Genomic DNA, 15,272 nt, shown 5'->3' with positions numbered 1-15,272 from the left:
TTGCAAGGAGACAGACGCATGCCAGGAAACGTCGAGATCAAGGCCCGCATTGACAGTATCGAAGCCGTGTTGCCGCATGCGGCAGCGCTGGCCGACAGCGGTCCCGAATACATCCGCCAGGACGATACCTTCTTCCCCTGTGTCAACGGCCGGCTCAAGCTGCGCGAGATTGCGCCCGACCGCGGCGAGCTGATCTTCTATGCGCGTGCCGACGAGGCGGGGCCGAAGGAGAGCTTCTATATCCTGTCGCCGACGCGATCGCCGGATACCCTGCGCGCGGCGCTGGCCGCGGCGCATGGCGAGGGCGGGCGGGTGCGCAAGCTGCGCACGCTGTACCTGGCTGGCCGCACGCGCGTGCACCTGGACCGGGTCGAGGACCTTGGCGATTTCCTGGAATTGGAAGTGGTGCTGGCCGAAGACGAGCGCCTGGAGAACGGCGTGGCCGAAGCCCACGCATTGCTGGCGCGGCTGGGCATTCCCGCGTCCAACCTGATTGAAGGCGCTTACGTCGACCTGCTGCGCGCGGCTCAGGCCACGTGCGCCGACACCGGCGCGTAGACCGGCGGATGGTGGCGGCTGGTGCCGCTGCCGAAGATGCGGCCCTCGCGGATTTCCAGCACGTGGTCGCCCAGCGCCTCGACATCGGCGGGATCGTGCGAGATCACCAGCATCGGCACATCCAGGCTGGCCTGCAGCGTGCGCAACTCCGCGCGCATGCGCGCGCGCAGCGCGGGGTCGAGCGCGGAGAAGGGTTCATCCAGCAAGACGATGTCGGGCTGCGCCACCAGCGCGCGCGCCAGTGCCACGCGCTGCTTCTGGCCGCCGGAGATCTCCGCCGGGTAGTTGCCGACGATGTCGGCCAGGCCGAAGGCGTCGATCCAGCGCTGCGCTTCCGGATGCACGGCGCCGCGGCGCGGGTTGCGCCAGCCGCGCGACAGGCCGAAAGCGATGTTCTGGCCCACGGTCAGGTGCGGGAACAGCGCGTATTCCTGGAACAGGTAGGCCACCCGGCGCTCTTGCGGGCGCACGTCGATGCCGGCGTCGGCATCGAACAGCGTGCGGCCGTTCAGCACGATGCGGCCGCTGTCCGGTGCCAGCAGGCCGGCGATGGCGCGCAGCGTCAGGCTCTTGCCGGCGCCCGAGGGTCCGAATAGCGCAATGCGCCGGCTGGCCGAATCGAAATCGATATCCAGTGCAAAGTGGCGGTCGGCCGAGACCATCTGCTTGCGGATGCTGACGTGCATGCTCATGGCGGGTCCCGGCTTAGCGGATGCGCGGGCGCAGGCGCCGGCGTTCATAGAGTTCAGCGGGATTGCGCGCGGCGGCCGGCACCAGGCGCCCGGCGACCACCAGCAGCAGCACGCAGGTGACGGAGGTCACCAGCACCAGCAGGTTGGCGGTGTTGTCGTCGCCGGCCTGCACCGCCTCATAGATGGCGACTGACAGCGTTTGCGTGCGTCCGGGCAGGTTGCCGGCGATCATCAGCGTGGCGCCGAATTCGCCCAGCGCGCGGGCAAAGGCCAGCAGCACGCCGGCGATGATGCCGCGCGCGGCCAGCGGCAGCGTGACGCGGAAGAAGATGCCGGCTTCGGGCACGCCCAGCACGCGGGCGGCGTTTTCCAGCTGATGGTCCACGCCTTCAAAGGCGGCGCGCGCTGACTTGAGCACCAGCGGGAAGGCGACGATGGTGGAGGCCAGCACCGCGCCCTGCCAGGTGAAGACCAGTTCGATGCCCAGGCGCGCCAGCCACTCACCGAAGACGCCACGGCGCCCGACCAGCACCAGCAGGTAATAGCCGAGCACCGTGGGCGGCAGCACCAGCGGCAGCGTCAGCACCGCATCGACCACGTCACGCAGCGGCGAGCGCCAGCGCGCCAGCGCCCAGGCCGCGCCGACGCCGAGCACGGCATTCAGCGCGGTGGCCCAGCCGGCCACCTTCAGCGACAGCAGCAGCGGTACCCAGACGGCGTCCATGGTGCGCGCAGCGTTCCGTCAGGGCTTCTGGAAGCCGAAACGCGACAGGATGGCCTGGCCTTCCGGCGAGGCGACGTAGTCGACGAACTGCGCCGCTTCCTTCTGCTGGCGCGTCTGGCCGGTGATGGCGATGGGGTAGGTCACCGGCGTGCGGCTTGGCACGCGCACGGCCACCTTGACCTTGTCCGGCATCACCGCGGCGTCGGTGGCAAAGACGAAGCCGGCCTGGACTTCGCCGCGCGCGACGTAGTCCAGGCTCTGGCGCACGTTCTGCGCCGGCACGCCCTTGGCGGCCACGGCGTCCCACAGCCCGGCCGCTTCCAGCGCGCCGCGGGTGTAGCGGCCCACCGGCACCGAGGCCGGGTTGCCGTAGGCGATGCGCTTCACTTCCGGGCGGGTCAGGTCCTGCAGCGAGGCGATGGCCAGCTTGCTGTCCGCGGGCACGATCAGCACCACCTGGTTGGCGGCGAAGTTGCGGCGCGAGGCCGGCGCGATCACCTTCTCGGCCTCGGCCTTGTTCATTGCCTCCTGGTCGGCCGAGGCAAACACGTCGGCCGGCGCGCCCTTGATGATCTGCTGCATCAGCACGTCGGACGCGCCGAAGTTCAGCACCACGTGCGTGCCGGGATGGGCGCGCTCGAACGACTCGGCCAGCGACTTGAAGGCATTGGTCAGGCTGGATGCCGCGGACACCACCAGGTCGGCGGCAAAGGCAGGCGGCGCGGCCAGCGCCAGCGTGGCGACGCAAGCGGCCAGCAGGAACCCGCGGCGGCAGGAACGGAGGGCAGACATCGGAATCCTCGGGAATCGGCCAGCCGGCACGTGTGGCAAGGCCTGTGCGGGTGGACTGTCACGCGCAATATACGTCTGTATATAGCGCTACGTCAATGATGCGCCATGACGGCCGTCATGGGTATTCGACGTGGCTTAAGTGCTGTATCAGGGACTGCGAATGAGCCCCAGTGGTGGGAGCCGGCGCCCCCGGGCGCCAGCCGTGCCGGTTTCACGCCGGCGGCATGCCATCCTTGAACAATGACTTCAACTGGGTGCGCAACTCAGGGGTGTCCTGATGCTGGTGCACCGCTACCGCGTGCTGGACCGCGGCTTCGAGCAGTTCGTCTTCGCTGTCGGCGCTCATTGCCACCGTGCAGTGGGTGTCGCTCGGGAACTCGCGGCAATCGATAAACTTGCGTGCCATGATGCCTCCTGACGCCGGCCCGCAGAGTGGGCTGGAGCCGGTGCATCCAGTATAGGCACGGCGGTAGCCGTCTACAGCACTGGCGTCAGCACTCTGCCGTCAGCCAGGAATGCATCCAGGTTCTGCAGCGTCAGCGCGGTCATGGCGGCGCGCGTTTCATGCGTGCCGCTGGCCATGTGCGGCGCCAGCACGACATTGTCCAGTGCCATCAGTGCGGGCGGCACGTTGGGCTCGTCCTGGAACACATCCAGGCCGGCGCCGCCCAGGCGCCCGTCAACCAGAGCCTCGACCATTGCCGCCTCGTCGATCACGCTGCCGCGCGACACATTGACCAGGATGCCCCTGGGCCCGAGGGCGTCGATGACCTCGCGCGATACCAGCCCGGCCGTCGACGGCCCGCCGACGGTGGCCACCACGAGGAAGTCGGCCCATGTCGCCAGCGCCTTCAGGTCCGGCTCGAAGCGCCACGGCGCGCCCTCGCGCGGGCGGCGGTTGTTGTAGGCGATCTCCATGTCGAAGCCCTGCGCGCGGCGCGCCACGATCTCGCCGATGCGGCCCAGCCCGAGGATGCCGAGCTTCTTGCCCGACACGCGCGTGGTCAGCGGGAAGCTGCCCTGCGGCCAGCGCCCGGCGCGCACGAAGCGGTCGCCATGGGCGATGCCGCGCGCCGCGTCCAGCAGCAGCCCGAAGGCCAGGTCGGCAACGCAGTCGTTGAGCACGTCGGGTGTGTTGCTGACCTGGATGCCGCGCGCGCGGGCCGCATCCAGCGCGATCGCGTCATAGCCCACGCCGAAGCTGACGATGGCTTCCAGGCGCGGCAGCGCATCGATCAGCGCCGCGCTGCAGCCGTGGCGCGCCGAGGTCACCACCACGCGCACCTGCTGGCCCTCGCTGCGCGCCCACGCGATCGGATCGGCCTGCTGCCACAGCGCGGCGGCGCCGTAGTGTTGCTGCAGGGTGGCATTGGTCCGCGGCGCGAGCGGGCCGACCTGGAGGATCTGGGGAGCAGGCATGGGATGCGGGATGCAAGGAGGGGACGGGCAATGGTAGCGCAAGGGGCCCCTCATGCGCAGGGAGCTGGCAAAGCGTGCGCGCGCAAGTTGCGCGATGTTCATGCAGGCCGGTGGTATCGCGCCCGCGGGCGGCGGGTTATGCTGCGATCCTGATCCCTGTTGCCCCACTTCACGTGCCATGAAAACCATCTACCTGGCTGGCTTCGACGTCTTTCGCAAGGATGCGCGCGCCTGGGGCGAGCACCTCAAGTCGCTGTGCGCGGCGCACGGCTTCAGCGGCCTGTATCCGCTCGACAAATCCGCGCCCGATGGCCTGTCGGGCGCCGACACCGCGCGCTGGATCTATGACGCCAATCTTGCGCTGCTGCGGCGCGCCGACATGGTGATGGCCAACCTCGACGATTTCCGCGGACCGGGCGAGCCGGATTCCGGCACCGCGTTCGAGGTGGGCTTTGCGGTGGCGCTGCAGAAGCCGGTCTGGGCCTACAGCGCGGATGCGGGCACGCTGCGCGAGCGCGTCACCGTGGCCACCGACGAGGATGGTGCGCCGCTGGATGCGCGCGGCTTCGTGGTGGAGGATTTCGGGCTGGGCAAGAACCTGATGCTGGCGTGTGCGGCGAAGCTGGTGCAGGGTGGGGCGGCCGAGTGCCTGGCGGCGATGGCCGAGGCGATTCACCGGCGGGCGGCTGAAGCGGCCGCGCGCCGCGAGCGCGACGCGGCCGCGTGGGGCGACGACTAGCGCTGCAGCGACAGCACCCCGGCCGCGATATCGGCCGCCGTGGTGGCGACGATCTCGCGGTACGCCGCCACGACGCCATCGACTGCGCCGGGCGCCGGCAGCTCTGCCTGGGTGCGGCCGCTGACCACCTTGCCGTCAGGCAGCCGCCGCACGGTCCAGTTGATGGTGGCGCCGGCACGCTGGCCCACGTCGGCATCCAGGCGCAGCACTTCCGTGGTGATCCGGTACAGCGGCTGCACGTCGGACATCCCCTGCTGGTAGGTGTCGACCGCGCCCAGCGTGGCCTGCAGGCGCTGCGACAGCGCGTCGCGCAGCTCGTCGGGCAGCGGCGCGGACCAGCGCGCCAGGTCCAGCAGGCGCAGGCCGGCGTCGCCGCCATCGCGCACCACCAGTTGCGGGCGGTTGAGCCGCTCCGGCACGCGCACTGGCGCGACTTCCAGCCATAGCGTGTTGGTCGATGCCGGCGTCGTCGTGGCCGGCAGCGGCGCGACCGCGCCCTGCGCCAGCGTGTAGTAGCGCGGCTCGGGCGAGGCGCACCCGGCCAGCACGGCCGCGGCCAGCGCGCCGGCGAGGAGGCTGGTGATAGGAAGGCGCTTCATCATTCTTGCTCCGGCTTGCCGCGCAGCAGCGCTTCAGGGTGGCGTTCGAGGTAATCGGTCAGCGTGCGCAGCGACGTGGCGGTGCGCGTCATCTCCTGCAGCATGCGGCGCGTGTCCTGCTGCAGCGGCGCGTCCGAGGCCAGCGTGCCGTTGGCCGCGGTCAGCGTCTTGCGCGCATCCTGCAGCGCGGCCAGCACCTGCGGCGCAACGTCGCCGTTGAGCTGCTGCACCAGCTTGTCGGCGGTTGCCAGTGTCCTGTTCAGGCTGGCCACCGTGGTTCGCAGGTCCTGGCCGATCTGGTCGAACGGCACCTTGTCGATGCGGTTGACGATATCGCCCACCTGCGCCTGCAGCTGGTCGAAGGTGCCAGGCGTGGTGGCGAATTCCGGGATCGGCGCGTCCAGGTCGACCTTGGCCGGCGGCGCCTTCGGGAAGAAGTCGAGCGCCACGTAGAGCTGGCCGGTGAGCAGGTTGCCGGTGCGCAGCTGCGCGCGCATGCCACGCTGCAGCAGCCCCTGGATGATCTTGCGCGCGCGCTCGCGGTCTTCGACATCGCGTTCGCGGAAGCCCATGCGCGACGGGTACAGCTCCACCACCACGGGCATGCGGAACGCTTTCTTGTCGCGCTGGTACTCGATGCCGATCGAACGCACCTGGCCCACGATTACACCGCGGAAATCCACCGGTGCACCCGGCGACAGCCCGCGCACGGACTGGTCGAAATTGAGCACCGCCAGCGTGGGCGCCAGTTCTTCCGGCTCCTTCATCGCCTCGGCCTGGTCGTTGGCCAGCAGGAACTGCGTGTTCTCGGCTGCGGCGTCGGTGGCGGTGGTGTGGTCCGGCGCCTGGAAGGCGACGCCGCCCAGCAGCACCGTCACCAGTGACTGGGTCGACAGCTTGAGCCCGCCCGCATCGAGCTTCAGGTCCACGCCGCTGGCATGCCAGAAGCGTGTGTCGGCGGTAACCAGCTTGTCATAGGGTTTGTTGACGAACACGCGCAGCGTGAGGTCGCGTCCATTGGGGTCGAGCTGGTAGGCCACCACCTGGCCCACCAGCACGCGCCGGTAGTAGACCGGCGAGCCGATATCGAGCGAGCCCAGCTCGGAGGCGCGCAGCACGAACTGCTTGCCGGAGGCATCGGTGGTCACCACCGGCGGCACTTCCAGCCCCTTGAAGTCGCGCGCGGATTCATTCGACTTGCCCGCGTCCACGCCGATATAGGCGCCCGACAGCAGCGTCTCCAGCCCGGACACGCCGCTGGCCGCAAAGCGCGGGCGCACCACCCAGAAGCGGGTGTCGGCCACGGCGAAGTTCTCGGCGTCCTTGGTCAGGTCGATCGACGCCACCACGTGCGAGCGGTCGCGTGCCAGCCGCACCGACTTGACCAGCCCGATGTCGACGTCCTTGTAGCGCACCGCCGTCTTGCCGGGCGTCAGGCCCTCGGCGGTGCGGAAGGTGACCGTGATCTCCGGCCCGCGCGAGGTCAGCGTATGCACCAGCAGCGAGATGCCGACCACCGCGGCGACGATCGGGATCAGCCAGACCAGCGAGGGCAGCCAGCGCGCGCGGCGCCGGCGTTCTGGCCGCGGCAGGCCCGGTGGTGCCGGCGGGGGCGAACCCGAGGGTGTGGAGGCTTGGTTGTCAGTGTCGGGCATTGTTGTCTTCCAGCGAATCCCACAGCAGGCGCGGATCGAAGCTGAGCGAGGCCAGCATGGTCATGACCACGACCGCGCCGAAGGCCATGGCGCCGCCGCCTGGGATGATGGTGGCCAGCGCCCCGGCCCGCACCAGCGAGGCCAGCAGCGCCACCACGAAAATATCGAGCATCGACCAGCGGCCGATCACCTCCACCAGCCCGTACAGCCGGGTCTGCTGCCGGATCCGCCAGGTCGAGCGGAAATGCACGGACAGCAGCAGGAAGGTGAGGATCACCATCTTCAGCAGCGGCACGATGATGCTGGCGATCAGCACCAGCCCGGCCAGCATGTGCGAGCCGGACAGCCACAGGTAGATCACGCCGGACAGGATGGTGTCCTGCTGCGTGCCGAGGATGGACTGGGTCACCATTACCGGCAGCACGTTGGCGGGAATATAGAGGATAAAGGCGGCCAGCAGGAAAGCCCAGGTGCGCGCCAGGCTGTCGGGCTTGCGATGGTGCAGGGTGGCGCCGCAGCGCGGGCAGGGCTCGCCCTCCAGTGTGCGCGGGCTGACCAGGTCGCAGGCGTGGCACGACAGCAGGCCCAGCCGGCTGGCGGTCGGGACCTGCGGCAGCGGGCTGCGCTCGTCGTCGTCGGTGAGTTCGGCCACCACCTCGCGCGCCAGCTGGCGCGGGCGGGCCAGGCGGCCGCCTGGCTGGCGGGGACGCTGCGTCGGCGGTTGCGGCTGTTCCGTCATCGGCCTTCCTCGCCCGCGGCCGCGGCGTTGTCATCGGGTGTTTCCAGATGGCGCCACAGGTCGCGCGGATCGAACGACAACATCGCCGCCAGCACGATCACCAGCGCCGCGAACGACCACAGCGCGATGCCGGGCAGCACGCGCGCCATGCTGGACAGCTTCACCAGCGTGACCAGCACGCCGATCATGAAGACTTCGATCATGCCCCAGGGCCGGGTCTGGCGGATGCCGCGCACGATGCGGTCGAAACCGGCGGGCATGCGATGCTGCGCCATCGGCACCAGCAGATAGGCCATCATCAGCATTTCGGACAGAGGAAAAAGGATGGTGGTGGCGAACACCAGTGCCGCCACCAGCCCCATCTTGTCGGTGTACAGGGCCTGCACGGCGCCCAGCAGCGTGGTCTGGGTGCGGACCCCCTGCAGGTCCATCTCGACGATCGGGTAGGCGTTTGAGACCAGGAACAGGATCAGCGCGGTGATCACCAGCGGCAGCAGCCGTTGATACTGGCGGCGGCTTTCGCGGTAGAGCTGGCCGCCGCAGCGCAGGCACAGCGCGCGCTCGCCGGGCGAGATCGGCGTGCGTTCGTAGACCGCGTCACAGTATTCGCATGCCACCAGCCGGTGCAGCATGGCCGGCGAGAGGTCCGGGGTGGCGGGCGCGCCGGGCGCGTCGTGTCCTGCCATCAGCCGGGGTGCTTGCCGGTCGTGGCCGGCGGGACGTCGGGGTTGTCGACCACGGCCGGCGCCGGCGGCGCGGCCGCCAGTGCCTCGCTCTGCTTCAGGTCTTGCTTTACCTCTGCCTGCGAGCCGATGGTCCAGTCGCGCAGCAGCGCATAGGCCACTGCCAGCAGCGTCGGGCCGATGAACACGCCCAGGAAGCCGAACGCCAGCGCGCCGCCGAGCACGCCCAGCATGATCCAGATCAGAGGCATGCCGGTGCCCTTGCTGATCAGCAGCGGCTTGACGATGTTGTCAGCCATGCTGACCACGCCCACGCCCCATACCACCAGGAAGATGGCCCAGCCGGTGGCGCCGGTGTGGTACAGCCACAGCGCGGCCGGCAGCCACACCAGCGGCGGGCCGACCGGGATCACCGACAGGAAGAAGGTCACGAAGCCAAGGATGGCAGCGCCCGGCACGCCCGCGATCCACAGGCCGATGCCGGCCAGAACGGCCTGGATGAAGGCCGTGCCCAGCACGCCGTAGACCACGCCCTTGACGGTGCTGCCGGCCAGCTCCAGCAGGTGGTCGGCGCGCTCGCCGGCGATGCGGTGCATGCCCGCGCGCAACCAGGCAATGGCAAGCTCGCCGCCGGTGTAGAAGAAGAACGCCAGGATGATCGACAGCGCCAGCTGGCCCAGCCCGGCGCCGATCGACAGCCCGGCGCCCAGCAGCATGTGGCCAACCGGGGCGATCAGCTTGCGCAGGTTGGCGACCATCTCGGAATCGGCATTGATGACGCTGTTCCAGGAGTTCTGCAGGTAGGAGCCGACATAGGGAAGGCTGCTCAGCCAGGCCGGCAGCTGCGGGATGCCGTGTTCCCTATAGCGGTCAACCAGCGCGGACAGCTCGTCCAGGTGCGCCGAGAAGCTGGCGCCGGCGTAGACGAACGGACCCAGCACCACCACGGTGGCCAGCAGCACGCAGATCAACGCTGCCAGGCTGCGCCGGTTGCCCAGCCAGCGCGACAGCACCGTGTAGGGGTACCACGAGCTGAAGGCCAGGATCGCGCCCCACAGCAGCGCGGTGGTGAACGGCGCGAGCACCAGCAGCGAGCCGCCGATCAGCACGATCAGTGCGAAGACGGCTGCGATCTTCTCAATTAACTGGCCGGAACTCATGGATGGATCTCCCTTGGTCCCGTCGGTGTGACGGGAACGGCGTAAATATAGCTTACGTTGGGTGGGGCGATGCGGAAGGGGGGCGGTGGGTTAGTCGTCACTATGGCGGTGGGCCGCTGCGTGCGGCGTGTTCCCCCTCGTGGGGGCACAGTGCCATAGGTTTGTGACGGTGGATAGCGGGTGGGTGTCTGGGCTTTTTGCTAGCGGTCGGTATGTGGCGCTTGGTCGGCGTGGCTGTTTCGCCGGCGTAGCTGGCGAGTCACTTTTTGTCCGAGCGACAAAAAGTAACCAAAAAACGCGTCGCCTGAGCGGCCGGCAATCAATTCCAGGGTGTTGGTGGTTCGCACGGTGGTGCTTGCCGTTCCGGCGTGGTTGCCCGTTCGACCCTGCTACGCCATGTGAGTCAGGGGCAGTGCCTGCGTTAACCCACTATTGAACGATCCCCATGCAGGGCGCAGGCCGCCTGCTGCGAGCGGCATCGCGGGGACGCCTACGGCTGCTGCGCGGGCTCAAAGTGCATCGTCGGTTTCTTCTGCGCTTGCGCGGGGCGCAGCCAAAGGCGTTGATGCGATGTCCGGGTGCCCTCAATCCGGCACCGCCATCACCCCACTCTTGAGCAGTGCAGCCACCAGATCCGACTGCGTCACCATCCCCACCACGCGCCGGTGGTCGTCGATCACCGGCGCGTGGTGCAAGCCGCCGTCCGAGAATGCCTGGGCCAACTCCACCATCGGCTGCTCGGGTCGGGCGGTGACAACGGCGCGTGTCATCAGGTCCCGCACGGTACCAGCCAGCCGCCGCGCACCGGTATCACGCTGCGCCGCAAAAAAATCGCTCTGGGTGATGATGCCTACCAGCCGCCGGGTGGCGTCCACTACCGGCAGGGCCTTGATACGGTGCCGCGACAGCAGGTGCCCGGCCTCATGTGCAGGCTGGTCCGGGGTCACCATGACCACGTCGCGCGACATGATCTCGCCGCACAGCACGTTGCCGAAGTGGCGCCGGTAGGCGCGCAACTGCGCGGCCACCAGGATCTGTTCGAGGTCGTCTTCTTCGATATCCAGGAATTCGCCGCGCACCTTCAGCGCAGCATCGAGGTCGGCGCGGGTGACGCCAACGCGCTGGGATGGCGGCACGTCCTTGGTCCCGTGCTGCATGGCAGGCTCGGGCGGGCGGTGCGGGTAGCGCCGCCGCGACAGGTTGTTGAAGGCCAGCGCCATCATCAGCAGCAGCATCGAATTGAACAGCACGGGCACGGCAACGAAGCCGAAGCCCAGCGCACTGACCGCCGGCCCGCCGAATACGGCGGTGATGGCCACCGCGCCGCTGGGCGGGTGCACGCAGTGGAACTGGAACATCAGGGCGATGGAGACGGCCACTGCGACCGCTGCGGCCAGGCCAGGGTCCGGGATCCAGCGCGCGCACGCCACGCCGACCACCGCGGCAATCAGGTTGCCGCCAATCACTGACCAGGGCTGTGCCAGCGGCGATGATGGCACGGCGAACAGCAGCACCGCGCAGGCCCCCATCGGCGCGACAAACCAGGGGTTGAAGCCGCCCAAGGTCTGGTGGCTGATCCATTCAGTGCAGAGCAGGCCCAGCAGGGCGCCCAGGCAGCTTTTGAGGCGCTCCTTGCGGCTGGCGGCAACGGGTAGCGGAACGAATGTGCGCAGCCATGCACGGGCATTCTGCGCCAGGGCAGCGACAGCGGGGGCGGTTGGCATTCTTGTGACGGGGGGCGCTTTGGAATGGTGCGCGTAATATATCACGGGGTGATATATTTGGCCGCCTTTGGTGCAGCGCATCCCAATCGTGGGGCGTGATGCACCGCACAAGCGCATGGCGGCACTGGGCGTGGCGCGCCTGCCGGTGGTGGGAAGCGCCGGGACCTGGGCGGGTCCCTTTACTTGTAGGTCGACAGCAGGATGCTGGTCTCGGTGGCGCTGATGCCATCGATCAGCCGGATCCGGTCCAGCGCGCGGTCGAACGCTTCCAGTGTGTCGGCGCGCAGCTCGGCAATGATGTCCCAGCGGCCGTTGGTGGTATGCAGCGCTTGCACATTGGGCTCGCCGCGCAGCGCCTGCAGCACGGTGCGGGCCTTGTTGCCTTCCACGGCAATCGTCATCCAGGCGCGGATGCGGTGCGCTTCGGCCTCGGGCCGCAGGCGCACCGTGTAGCCAACGATCACCCCTTCCTGTTCCAGTTTGTCGATGCGGTTCTGCACGGTCGCGCGCGACACGCGCAGCGCCTGCGCCAGCGCCGTGACCGGCATGCGCGCGTTGTCGCGCAGGAGTGAAATCAACTGGTGGTCGGTGGCATCCATGGGGTGGGCAAACAGTCTTTTCAAAGCGCCAGCATACGCTGGCATTTTGATAAATGCCTCGCGCAAATTGCGCAATTTGCTGGCTATTAGTTAACACCAGCTTGCCCGAGAATTCAATCGAGCGATTGATTTCCCGAAACCTGCCATCAAAAATGGAGCCCCCGTGACCCACTCCCCCACGATCCTGCTGGTCGAGCCGACCTTCTACGACGTGTCGTACAGCATCAATCCGTGGATGGACCCGGCTGCCTGGGCACGCGACCCGCGCGGCATGCACCGCAGCGCGATGCAGTCGTTCGACGCGCTGCGCGAGGCGCTGGGCCGGGCCGGCTTTGCGGTCGAGGTGGCCCCCGGCGCGCCGGGGCTGCCCGACATGGTGTTCCCGGCCAACGCCGCGGTGGTGCTCGATGGCCGCGCGTTGCTGGCGCGCTTTCGCTACCCGCAACGCCGTGGTGAAGAAGCGCCGTTCGCCGACATCTTCGGCAAGCTGCGCGAACGCGGCCTGCTCGACGAAGTCGCGCTGCTGCCCGAGGGCTGCTTCCAGGAAGGCGCGGGCGACTGCATCTGGGATGCCGGCCGCGGCCACTTCTGGGCCGGGTTCGGTCCGCGCTCGTCGCATGAGGCAGCCGTGGCGGTGTCGAACTACTTCGGCAAGGACGTGGTGGCGCTGGAACTGGCCACCGAGCAGAGCTACCACCTGGACGTCTGCTTCTGCCCGCTTTCCGGCGGCGAGGTGCTGTACTACCCGCCGGCCTTCAGCGAAGCGGCGTTGCGCGAATTGCGCGCGCGCGTGCCGGCGCGGCTGCGCATCGAGGCCAGCGCCGACGACCTGCGCCACTTCAGCGTCAATGCCGTCAATCTCGACGACCAGGTGGTGATGACCCGCACCACGCCGCACCTGCGCACCGAGCTGGGCCGGCGCGGCTACCAGCTGCATGAGGTCGACCTGTCGCCCTTCATGCTGTCCGGCGGCGGCGCCTATTGCATGACGCTGCGCCTGGATCGCCGCAGCGGGCCGGGCATCGCCGCGGTGGCGGCCTGAGTGCAGGCATCGCACAGACAGCCAAGGAGACGGTCATGAAAAGCACCGCCCGATCCCTGTTCCTGGACGCCAGTGACGTGGCCCGGCTGGTGGCCACCATCGGCCCGCAGGCCGCCATCGTGGACCTGGCCGGGCAGGTCCGGCAGGCCTTTCTGCGCTGGCACGACTTCGACAAGTCCGCGCGGCTGGCGAGCCATTCCGCGCGTGGCGTGATCGAGCTGATGCCGGTCAGCGACGGCATCCAGTATGCGTTCAAGTATGTCAACGGCCATCCGCGCAATGCGCAGCATGGCATGCCGACGGTGATGGCCTGCGGCCTGCTGGCCGAGGTGGAAACCGGCTTCCCGCTGATGCTGGCCGACCTGACGCTGGCCACTGCGCTGCGCACCGCGGCCACCTCGGCGCTGGCGGCGCGCGCCATGGCGCGGCCCGGTGCGGCGACGATGGCGCTGATCGGCAACGGCGCGCAGGCCGAGTTCCAGGTGCTGGCCTTCCAGGCGATGCTGGGCGTGCGCGAGATCGCCGCCTATGACATCGATCCCGCCGCCACCACACGGCTGATGCGCAACCTTGGTGGCGTACCCGGACTTTCGATCCGGCGTGCCGAATCGATCGAGGCCGCGCTGGCCGGGGCGGACATTGTCTCCACGGTCACCGCCGACAAGACTCGCGCCACCATCCTCACGCCGGAAATGGTGCGGCCCGGCATGCACCTTAATGCGGTTGGCGGCGACTGCCCCGGCAAGACTGAACTGCACCCCGATATCCTGCGCCGCGCGCGCATCGTGGTGGAATACGAAGACCAGACGCGCATCGAAGGCGAGATCCAGCAGTTGCCGGCCGACGCGCCGGTGACCGAGCTGTGGCAGGTGCTGGCCGGCCACGCGCCCGGCCGCGCGGCGGCGGACGAGGTGACCGTGTTCGATTCGGTTGGGTTTGCGCTGGAAGACTACGCCGCGCTGCGCTGGCTCTACACCGCAGCGCAGGCGCACCGGGCGGGCAGGGCGGTTGAGCTGGTGGCGATGCCGCCGGATCCGCGCAACCTGTACGGCTGGATGATGGCGCAGGCCGACGGCGACGAAGCCGGGCTGGCAACGCCGCGGCAGGCGGCAGTGGCCTGAGGCTGCAAGCGATGCCGGGGCCGGCATGGCCCCGGCGCAGCCGTGCTCAGGCGGTGCGGCCCATCATCAGCTGGGCGCGCAGGAAGCCCTTGACCTCTTCCAGCGACGGCGTCTTCAGGAACACCATGATGCCCCAGTGCTGCAGGGCATCGGCCACGCCTTCATAGGCCTGGCGGTTGGTGATCACGGCGAAGATCACGTGCTGGCTGGCAAAGAAATTTTGTAGCTTCTCGATGGTGGCCGACTCGGCGTCGTTCAGTTCGTCGACGTAGTACAGCACCACGCGCGGATGCTCGCTGACCGAGGTGATGACGGTGTCCAGCACATCGTCGACCACCACGCTCTTGAGCGGCAGCCCCCACTTGGCAAGCTGGCCGTGGATGCGCTGCGCTTCCTGGTGGTTGGGGTGGAATACCACCAGGTCCAGGCCGTGCGGCGACGCCGATTCCGGCCCGATGCGCGTCGCCAGCAGGCGGTGCACGGTCTCCTTGTGGATGCGCCGATGGCCGCCGTTGGTCTTCCAGGCGCCAAGTTCGCCGCGCTCGACCATCTTCTGGACGGTGCCCAGAGAGACGTTAAGCAGTTTTGCCGCTGTACGCGTGCTGTAATAAGGCTTTTCAGCCAGTGCCGGATCCAGTTTCATCCCATCACCCGTGGTCCTGAAGGCAGTCGCGCCGGGACGGCGCCCGCGGCGCCAGGCACATGCGCCGCGCGGTTGTCACTGCCAATGGTTGACTGACCCTTTGTCCTGACCCGCTCCCCCGCCGGCCGGACGGCTTTCTTTATAAATTTGTTGTTTCTTTCATTTCCAGCCGATCAGCGACTTTCTGGACGTATTGAAGATCTCAGACTCGGATCTGCTGGAAGCCAATAATATGCCGCAAACGCCAATCCATCTGTAAGAAAAAACATAAATCCATCGCGTATTGGTTGTTTAACGCACATTGGTGCTTGCAGGCAGGCACGACAGTAACGGAGACATTGTCCTGCCCCGGTGGTTCCCCGGGGTTCGACGCAGCTCTGAAG

General features: G+C 68.3%; 17 protein-coding genes. 4 read left to right on the top strand and 13 right to left on the bottom strand.

The window, feature by feature from the left end; all coding sequences use genetic code 11:
• The first annotated feature begins 18 nt into the window (after positions 1-18).
• A complete protein-coding gene (locus I6H87_RS03665) occupies positions 19-558 on the top strand; it encodes a class IV adenylate cyclase (protein WP_011614646.1) in 540 nt (179 codons plus the stop codon).
• Here the strand turns inward: I6H87_RS03665 and I6H87_RS03660 are convergent.
• The 5 genes from I6H87_RS03660 to I6H87_RS03640 form a co-directional block, all read right to left on the bottom strand.
• Positions 528-1,250, bottom strand: a complete 723-nt coding sequence (locus I6H87_RS03660) for an ATP-binding cassette domain-containing protein (RefSeq protein ID WP_011614647.1) — start codon at positions 1,248-1,250, stop codon at positions 528-530. The two genes, I6H87_RS03665 and I6H87_RS03660, sit on opposite strands and share 31 nt — an antisense overlap.
• Before the next feature lie 13 nt (positions 1,251-1,263).
• Positions 1,264-1,974, bottom strand: a complete 711-nt coding sequence (modB, locus tag I6H87_RS03655; protein WP_010811534.1) for a molybdate ABC transporter permease subunit — start codon at positions 1,972-1,974, stop codon at positions 1,264-1,266.
• Positions 1,975-1,992: 18 nt separating this feature from the next.
• Complete coding sequence (gene modA / locus I6H87_RS03650) at positions 1,993-2,766, bottom strand: molybdate ABC transporter substrate-binding protein (RefSeq protein WP_010811535.1); 774 nt, start codon at positions 2,764-2,766, stop codon at positions 1,993-1,995.
• Positions 2,767-2,977: 211 nt separating this feature from the next.
• Complete coding sequence (locus I6H87_RS03645; RefSeq protein WP_010811536.1) at positions 2,978-3,172, bottom strand: DUF1059 domain-containing protein; 195 nt, start codon at positions 3,170-3,172, stop codon at positions 2,978-2,980.
• A 71-nt stretch (positions 3,173-3,243) separates the two neighbouring features.
• Entirely contained in the window at positions 3,244-4,185 is a 942-nt protein-coding gene (locus I6H87_RS03640) for a 2-hydroxyacid dehydrogenase (RefSeq protein WP_010811537.1), read from the bottom strand.
• A gap of 178 nt (positions 4,186-4,363) precedes the next feature.
• On the opposite strand from I6H87_RS03640, the gene I6H87_RS03635 reads away from it, so the two are divergent.
• Complete coding sequence (locus I6H87_RS03635) at positions 4,364-4,924, top strand: nucleoside 2-deoxyribosyltransferase (RefSeq protein ID WP_174549465.1); 561 nt, start codon at positions 4,364-4,366, stop codon at positions 4,922-4,924.
• Here the strand turns inward: I6H87_RS03635 and I6H87_RS03630 are convergent.
• From I6H87_RS03630 to I6H87_RS03600, 7 genes are all read right to left on the bottom strand, one after another.
• Complete coding sequence (locus I6H87_RS03630) at positions 4,921-5,526, bottom strand: PqiC family protein (protein ID WP_011614649.1); 606 nt, start codon at positions 5,524-5,526, stop codon at positions 4,921-4,923. The genes I6H87_RS03635 and I6H87_RS03630 overlap by 4 nt on opposite strands.
• Positions 5,523-7,178 carry a PqiB family protein gene (locus I6H87_RS03625; RefSeq protein ID WP_011614650.1) on the bottom strand — a complete coding sequence of 552 codons (1,656 nt, stop codon included), beginning with the start codon at positions 7,176-7,178 and terminating at the stop codon, positions 5,523-5,525. The genes I6H87_RS03630 and I6H87_RS03625 overlap by 4 nt, the downstream gene beginning before the upstream one ends.
• A complete protein-coding gene (locus tag I6H87_RS03620) occupies positions 7,165-7,917 on the bottom strand; it encodes a paraquat-inducible protein A (protein WP_011614651.1) in 753 nt (250 codons plus the stop codon). The genes I6H87_RS03625 and I6H87_RS03620 overlap by 14 nt, the downstream gene beginning before the upstream one ends.
• Positions 7,914-8,603 (bottom strand): paraquat-inducible protein A, encoded by a 690-nt coding sequence (locus I6H87_RS03615; protein WP_010811542.1) that lies wholly within the window; start codon positions 8,601-8,603, stop codon positions 7,914-7,916. Before I6H87_RS03615 ends, I6H87_RS03620 begins: the two co-directional genes overlap by 4 nt.
• Entirely contained in the window at positions 8,603-9,760 is a 1,158-nt protein-coding gene (locus I6H87_RS03610) for an AI-2E family transporter (RefSeq protein ID WP_010811543.1), read from the bottom strand. The genes I6H87_RS03615 and I6H87_RS03610 overlap by 1 nt, the downstream gene beginning before the upstream one ends.
• Before the next feature lie 584 nt (positions 9,761-10,344).
• Positions 10,345-11,484, bottom strand: coding sequence for an HPP family protein (locus I6H87_RS03605; RefSeq protein ID WP_010813069.1), 1,140 nt, complete (start codon positions 11,482-11,484; stop codon positions 10,345-10,347).
• 179 nt (positions 11,485-11,663) lie between these two features.
• Positions 11,664-12,083 carry an Lrp/AsnC family transcriptional regulator gene (locus I6H87_RS03600; RefSeq protein ID WP_010813068.1) on the bottom strand — a complete coding sequence of 140 codons (420 nt, stop codon included), beginning with the start codon at positions 12,081-12,083 and terminating at the stop codon, positions 11,664-11,666.
• A gap of 163 nt (positions 12,084-12,246) precedes the next feature.
• Between I6H87_RS03600 and I6H87_RS03595 the strand changes: the two genes are divergently transcribed.
• Together I6H87_RS03595 and I6H87_RS03590 are read left to right on the top strand one after the other, a co-directional pair.
• Positions 12,247-13,125 carry a dimethylarginine dimethylaminohydrolase family protein gene (locus I6H87_RS03595; RefSeq protein ID WP_011614653.1) on the top strand — a complete coding sequence of 293 codons (879 nt, stop codon included), beginning with the start codon at positions 12,247-12,249 and terminating at the stop codon, positions 13,123-13,125.
• Between the two features lie 35 nt (positions 13,126-13,160).
• Positions 13,161-14,246: an ornithine cyclodeaminase gene (locus I6H87_RS03590; protein WP_010813066.1), complete on the top strand. Its 1,086-nt coding sequence runs from the start codon at positions 13,161-13,163 to the stop codon at positions 14,244-14,246.
• Positions 14,247-14,292: 46 nt separating this feature from the next.
• Here the strand turns inward: I6H87_RS03590 and I6H87_RS03585 are convergent, their stop codons facing one another.
• Positions 14,293-14,889 carry a helix-turn-helix domain-containing protein gene (locus tag I6H87_RS03585; RefSeq protein ID WP_010813065.1) on the bottom strand — a complete coding sequence of 199 codons (597 nt, stop codon included), beginning with the start codon at positions 14,887-14,889 and terminating at the stop codon, positions 14,293-14,295.
• Between the last annotated feature and the right edge of the window lie 383 nt (positions 14,890-15,272).

This window comes from Cupriavidus necator (assembly GCF_016127575.1).
In the GTDB taxonomy this organism is placed as follows: Bacteria; Pseudomonadota; Gammaproteobacteria; order Burkholderiales; family Burkholderiaceae; genus Cupriavidus; species Cupriavidus necator_D.
The sequence above is the reverse complement of the archived record's forward strand: the minus strand, read 5'-3'. Positions and strand labels throughout refer to the sequence as shown.

Bases quoted from the DNA above. Each gene is read 5' to 3' on its own strand.
- I6H87_RS03665 (WP_011614646.1), top strand. From the start codon at position 19: ATGCCAGGAAACGTCGAGATCAAGGCCCGCATTGACAGTATCGAAGCC.
- I6H87_RS03660 (WP_011614647.1), bottom strand. From the start codon at position 1,250: ATGAGCATGCACGTCAGCATCCGCAAGCAGATGGTCTCGGCCGACCGC.
- modB (WP_010811534.1), bottom strand. From the start codon at position 1,974: ATGGACGCCGTCTGGGTACCGCTGCTGCTGTCGCTGAAGGTGGCCGGC.
- modA (WP_010811535.1), bottom strand. From the start codon at position 2,766: ATGTCTGCCCTCCGTTCCTGCCGCCGCGGGTTCCTGCTGGCCGCTTGC.
- I6H87_RS03645 (WP_010811536.1), bottom strand. From the start codon at position 3,172: ATGGCACGCAAGTTTATCGATTGCCGCGAGTTCCCGAGCGACACCCAC.
- I6H87_RS03640 (WP_010811537.1), bottom strand. From the start codon at position 4,185: ATGCCTGCTCCCCAGATCCTCCAGGTCGGCCCGCTCGCGCCGCGGACC.
- I6H87_RS03635 (WP_174549465.1), top strand. From the start codon at position 4,364: ATGAAAACCATCTACCTGGCTGGCTTCGACGTCTTTCGCAAGGATGCG.
- I6H87_RS03630 (WP_011614649.1), bottom strand. From the start codon at position 5,526: ATGATGAAGCGCCTTCCTATCACCAGCCTCCTCGCCGGCGCGCTGGCC.
- I6H87_RS03625 (WP_011614650.1), bottom strand. From the start codon at position 7,178: ATGCCCGACACTGACAACCAAGCCTCCACACCCTCGGGTTCGCCCCCG.
- I6H87_RS03620 (WP_011614651.1), bottom strand. From the start codon at position 7,917: ATGACGGAACAGCCGCAACCGCCGACGCAGCGTCCCCGCCAGCCAGGC.
- I6H87_RS03615 (WP_010811542.1), bottom strand. From the start codon at position 8,603: ATGGCAGGACACGACGCGCCCGGCGCGCCCGCCACCCCGGACCTCTCG.
- I6H87_RS03610 (WP_010811543.1), bottom strand. From the start codon at position 9,760: ATGAGTTCCGGCCAGTTAATTGAGAAGATCGCAGCCGTCTTCGCACTG.
- I6H87_RS03605 (WP_010813069.1), bottom strand. From the start codon at position 11,484: ATGCCAACCGCCCCCGCTGTCGCTGCCCTGGCGCAGAATGCCCGTGCA.
- I6H87_RS03600 (WP_010813068.1), bottom strand. From the start codon at position 12,083: ATGGATGCCACCGACCACCAGTTGATTTCACTCCTGCGCGACAACGCG.
- I6H87_RS03590 (WP_010813066.1), top strand. From the start codon at position 13,161: ATGAAAAGCACCGCCCGATCCCTGTTCCTGGACGCCAGTGACGTGGCC.
- I6H87_RS03585 (WP_010813065.1), bottom strand. From the start codon at position 14,889: ATGAAACTGGATCCGGCACTGGCTGAAAAGCCTTATTACAGCACGCGT.